Source organism: Rhodopseudomonas rhenobacensis (assembly GCF_014203125.1).
GTDB lineage: Bacteria > Pseudomonadota > Alphaproteobacteria > Rhizobiales > Xanthobacteraceae > Rhodopseudomonas_A > Rhodopseudomonas_A rhenobacensis.
This window is the reverse complement of sequence record NZ_JACHIH010000018.1, coordinates 97,362-102,165: the sequence shown is the minus strand read 5'-3', so window position 1 is coordinate 102,165 and position 4,804 is coordinate 97,362. Positions and strand designations below refer to the sequence as shown.

Annotated in this window: 3 protein-coding genes; all 3 read right to left on the bottom strand. The window is 66.5% G+C overall.

Translation table 11 applies throughout. The annotated features are described in order from the left end of the window. Positions 1-341: 341 nt before the first annotated feature. Positions 342-1,841 (bottom strand): glycerol kinase GlpK, encoded by a 1,500-nt coding sequence (gene glpK, locus HNR60_RS14810; RefSeq protein WP_184258769.1) that lies wholly within the window; start codon positions 1,839-1,841, stop codon positions 342-344. 206 nt (positions 1,842-2,047) lie between these two features. Continuing rightward, the gene (gene pimD, locus HNR60_RS14805; protein WP_184258767.1) at positions 2,048-3,190 is read right to left on the bottom strand and encodes a pimeloyl-CoA dehydrogenase small subunit; all 1,143 of its coding nucleotides are present in this window, start codon (positions 3,188-3,190) and stop codon (positions 2,048-2,050) included. A gap of 228 nt (positions 3,191-3,418) precedes the next feature. Continuing rightward, a complete protein-coding gene (gene pimC / locus HNR60_RS14800) occupies positions 3,419-4,609 on the bottom strand; it encodes a pimeloyl-CoA dehydrogenase large subunit (RefSeq protein ID WP_184258765.1) in 1,191 nt (396 codons plus the stop codon). Positions 4,610-4,804 lie beyond the last annotated feature (195 nt).

Sequence of the window (4,804 nt, the reverse complement as noted above, 5' to 3'; positions counted from 1 at the left end):
TCCCCGGATTGCGCTGCGCTCCATCCGGGCTACAGCTCAACAACAAAGGCCGGCCGAAAGGTCGGCCTTTGTCGTTACTACCCCTCGTCGCCAACCCTGTAGCCCTGATGAAGCGAAGCGAAATCCGGGGTGCTCCGAGCCCGTGGTCCCGGATTGCGCTGCGCTCCATCCGGGCTACAGCTCAACAACAAAGGCCGGCCGAAAGGTCGGCCTTTGTCGTTACTACCCCTCGTCGCCAACCCTGTAGCCCGGATGAAGCGAAGCGAAATCCGGGGGGGGGCTCCGAGCCCGTGGTCCCGGATTGCGCTGCGCTCCATCCGGGCTACACTTTTCCTTTGTCGTTACTCGTCGTCGCTGGCGAGCAGCCCGCGCACCGCCGCGGCCCAGCCCTTCAGCTTGCGGGCGCGGGTCGCTTGGCTCATCACCGGCTTGAAGCGATGTTCCAGCCGCCAATTGTCGGCGAATTGCTGCGGCTCCGGAAAAATCCCGGCGCTGAGGCCGGCGAGATAGCCGGCGCCGAGCGCGGTGGTCTCGGCGATCATCGGCCGATCGACCGGCGCGTCGAGCAGATCGGCGAGCCGCTGCATGGTCCAGTCCGACGCGGTCATGCCGCCGTCGACCCGCAGCACGATCGACGCCTCGTCGGCGTCCGGCCAATCGGCGCGCATCGCCGCCCACAGATCGTAGGTCTGGTAGCACACGCTCTCCAGCGCGGCGTGCGCCAGTTCGGCCGGGCCGGTGTTGCGGGTGAGCCCGAACAACGCGCCGCGCACCCGCGGATTCCAATACGGCGCGCCGAGCCCGACGAAGGCCGGCACCAGATAGACGCTCTGCAGCGAATCCGATTTGTCGGCGAGCGGCCCGGTCTCAGACGCATGCGCGATGATGTGCAGCCCGTCGCGCAGCCATTGCACGGCTGAGCCTGCGACGAAGATCGAGCCTTCCAGCGCGTAGGTGCGCTGTCCGTTCAGCTGATAGGCGATGGTGGTGAGCAGCTGGTGGGTGGATTTCACCGGCACCGCGCCGGTGTTGAGCAGCGCGAAGCAGCCGGTGCCGTAGGTCGATTTCATCATGCCGGGCGCAAAGCAGGCCTGGCCGATGGTGGCGGCCTGCTGATCGCCGGCGATGCCGCGGATCGCAATCGCGCCGCCGAACAGCTCCGGCTCGCTGTCGCCGAAATGATGCGAGGAATCTTGCACCTCGGGCAGCATCGAGCGCGGCACCCGCAACAGCGCCAGCAGGTCGTCGTCCCATTGCCCGGTGTGGATGTTGAACAGCAGCGTGCGCGACGCATTGGTGGCGTCGGTGGCGTGGACGCGGCCGCCGGTGAGGCGCCACAGCAGGTAGCAATCGACGGTGCCGAACAGCAATTCGCCGCGCTCGGCGCGGGCGCGGGCGCCGGGGACGTGATCGAGGATCCACGCCACCTTGGTGCCGGAGAAATACGGATCGACGATCAGCCCGGTTTTCGCCGACACCATCGGCTCGTGGCCACTGGCCTTGAGCTGCGCGCAGGCGGGCGCGGTGCGGCGGTCCTGCCAGACGATGGCGCGGTGCACCGCCTGCCCGGTGGCGCGGTCCCACACCACGGTGGTCTCGCGCTGGTTGGTGATGCCGATTGCGGCGATGTCGGACGCGCTGAGCCCGGCCTGCGCCAGCGCGGCGCGGCAGGTGGTCAGCGTCGACACCCAGATGTCCTCGGGCTCGTGCTCGACCCAGCCCGAGGCCGGGAAATGCTGCGGGAATTCCTGCTGCGCTTGCGCTGCGATCGAGATGTCCTGACGAAACACGATGGCGCGCGACGAGGTGGTGCCCTGATCGATGGCCAGCACGTAGGACATGGCGTTGCTTCCGTGACGCGAGGGATGGTGCGGCAACAGCAGCCGATTGCGCGGGCGAGGTCAAGATAGCGGATCGATGGTCAGCTCTCCGACCTGACCCGCGGAGGCGAGGTTACGAACGCCGGCGCCGCATGTCACCTCTCCCCGCTTGCGGGGAGAGGGACGCGCCGCCGACGTTGCAGCACCGCAGTCCAATCACACCGCGGTCAGATCAGCCCGCCGGCGGCGCTGACGCGGCGGAGGTGGAAGTCGCTGTCGCCGAAGGTCGCCTCGATCATGGTCAGCCGCTTGAAGTAATGGCCGATCTTGTACTCCATGGTCATGCCGACGCCGCCGTGCAGCTGGATCGACTGCTCGCCGACGAATTTCAGCGACTGGCCGACCTGCACCTTGGCCGCCGCCACCGCGTTGGCGCGCGCCTCGGCGTCGTCGAAATCGCTCGCCATGGTGGCGAACATCGCCATCGAGCGCGCCTGCTCGAGTGCGACGAACATGTCGGCGGCGCGATGCTGCAGCACCTGGAACGAGCCGATCGGCACGCCGAACTGGGTGCGGGTCTTGAGATACTCGACCGTGCTCTTCAGCGATTCGTCCATCGCGCCGACCGCCTCCGCGCACAGCGCGGCGCGGGCGTCGTCGACCACCCGCTCGATCAACGGCAGCGCATTCTCCGGATCGCCGATCGCGGCATCCGCGCCGACCTCGACGCCGGTGAAGGAGATGTCGGCGGCGTGCAGGCCGTCCTGGGTCGGATAGCCCTTGATGGCGACGCCTTTGGCGTTGGCGGGCACCAGGAACACGCCGATTCCGTTACGGTCACGCTGGCCGCCCGCGGTTCGCGCGGTCACCACCAGCGTATCGGCGCTCTCGCCGTTCAGCACCACGAATTTCTCGCCGTCGATGACGTAGCCCGTGGCGGTCTTCTTCGCGGTGGTCGAGATGTCGCCGAGGTCGTAGCGCGAGGCTTTCTCGAGCTGCGCGAACGCAAAAGTCTTGGAGCCGTCGATCAGGCCGGGCAGATGCGCGGCCTTCTGCTCGGCCGAGCCGCCGTGGCGCAGGAAGCCGCCGCCGAGCACCACGGTCGGCAGATACGGCTCGACCACCAGCGCCTTGCCGAGCGCTTCCATCACGATCATGGTCTCGATCGAGCCGGCGCCGAAGCCGCCGTCGTCTTCCGAGAACGGCAGCCCGAGCAGGCCCTGCTCGGCGAGCTTGCTCCACACGCCCTTGCTCCAGCCGCCCTTCTCGGCCTGATACTTCTTGCGGGCGTCGAAATCATACGAGGTCTTCAGCAGACCCTCGACGCTGTCCTTCAGGAGCCGCTGCTCCTCCGAGAGATCAAAATCCATGTGATGCTTCCTCTGAACGCAATTGTTGCGTCACGCTTGATCGGTGCTGCTCTTCCCTCGCCCCGCTTGCGGGGAGAGGGTGGCGTGACAAGCGAAGCTTGTCGCGCCGGGTGAGGGGGCGTCTCGTTCTGCTGAAGCACCCCCTCACCCGACCCGGCTTCGCTTGCGCTTCGCCGGGTCGACCTCTCCCCGCAAGCGGGGAGAGGTGAAGAGACGCGCAGCCGGAGGCTACAACCCCAGCACCGCCTTGGTGATGATGTTGCGCTGGATCTCATTGCTGCCGCCGTAGATCGAGACCTTGCGGGTGTTGAAATAAGCGGGCGCGATCTGCGCGGTCCAGTCCATCGCCTCGTTGGAGCCGTCGTCGCCGTGGACGTCGTAGGGCGCTGCGAACGGCCCGATCACGCTCATCAACAGCTCAGTGGTGGCCTGCTGGATTTCCGAACCCTTGATCTTCAGCACCGAGGACGCCGGATCCGGCTTGCCCTTGCCGTGCTTGCCCTCGTTGGCGACGACGCGCAGCTGAGTCAATTCCAAGGCCTTCAGCTCGATCTCCACCATCGCCAGCTTCTCGCGGAATTTCTGATCCTCGATCACCGGCTTGCCGCCGGCCTCGACCTTGGCGGCGAGTTCCTTGATGCGCTTGATGCGCTCCTTGGAGACGCCGACCCGGGCGATCCCGGTGCGCTCGTTGCCGAGCAGGAATTTGGCGTAGTCCCAGCCCTTGTTCTCCTCGCCGACCAGGTTCTCCAGCGGCACCTCGACGTCGTCGAAGAACACTTCGTTGACTTCGCTGGAGCCGTCGATGGTCTGGATCGGCCGCACCGTGATGCCCTTCGACGTCATGTCGACCAGGATGAAGGAGATGCCGGACTGCTTCTTGGCGGTGGGATCGGTGCGGCACAGGCAGAAGATCCAGTCGGCGTGTTGCGCCAGCGTGGTCCAGGTCTTCTGGCCGTTGATGATGTAGTTGTCGCCGCGCTTTTCGGCCTTGGTCTTCAGCGAGGCGAGATCGGAGCCGGAGCCGGGCTCGGAGAAGCCCTGGCACCACCAGTCGTCGACATTGGCGATCCGCGGCAGGAAGCGCTTCTTCTGCTCGTCGTTGCCGAAGGTGTAGATCACCGGGCCGACCATCGAGACGCCGAACGCCAACGGCGCCGGCGCCGGCGCCATCTGCAGCTCCTCGTTGAAAATGTAGTCCTGCACCGTGCTCCAGCCGGTGCCGCCATATTGCTTCGGCCAATGCGGCGCGCCCCAGCCCTTCTTGTTGAGCACGCGCCACCAGTCGACCATTTCTTGCTTGGTCGGGTGACGGCCCTCCATCAGTTTCTGCCGCAACGCCGCCGGCACGTTGTCCTTGAAGAAGGCGCGGACTTCGTCGCGAAACGCCAGTTCTTCCTTGCTGAAGCTCAGATCCATTGGACCCTCCATGTCATCTTGATTAGTTCGTATCACATCCGTCGCGACACCGGCAGCGCGCTCCCTCTCCCCGCCTGCGGGGAGAGGGTGGCGCGGCAAGCGAAGCTTGTCGCGTCGGGTGAGGGGGCGCCGCGTTCTGCCGAAACGCGCCCACCCCACCCCCCGCCTCGCGGCGCCGGGCCCCGGGGCACACAA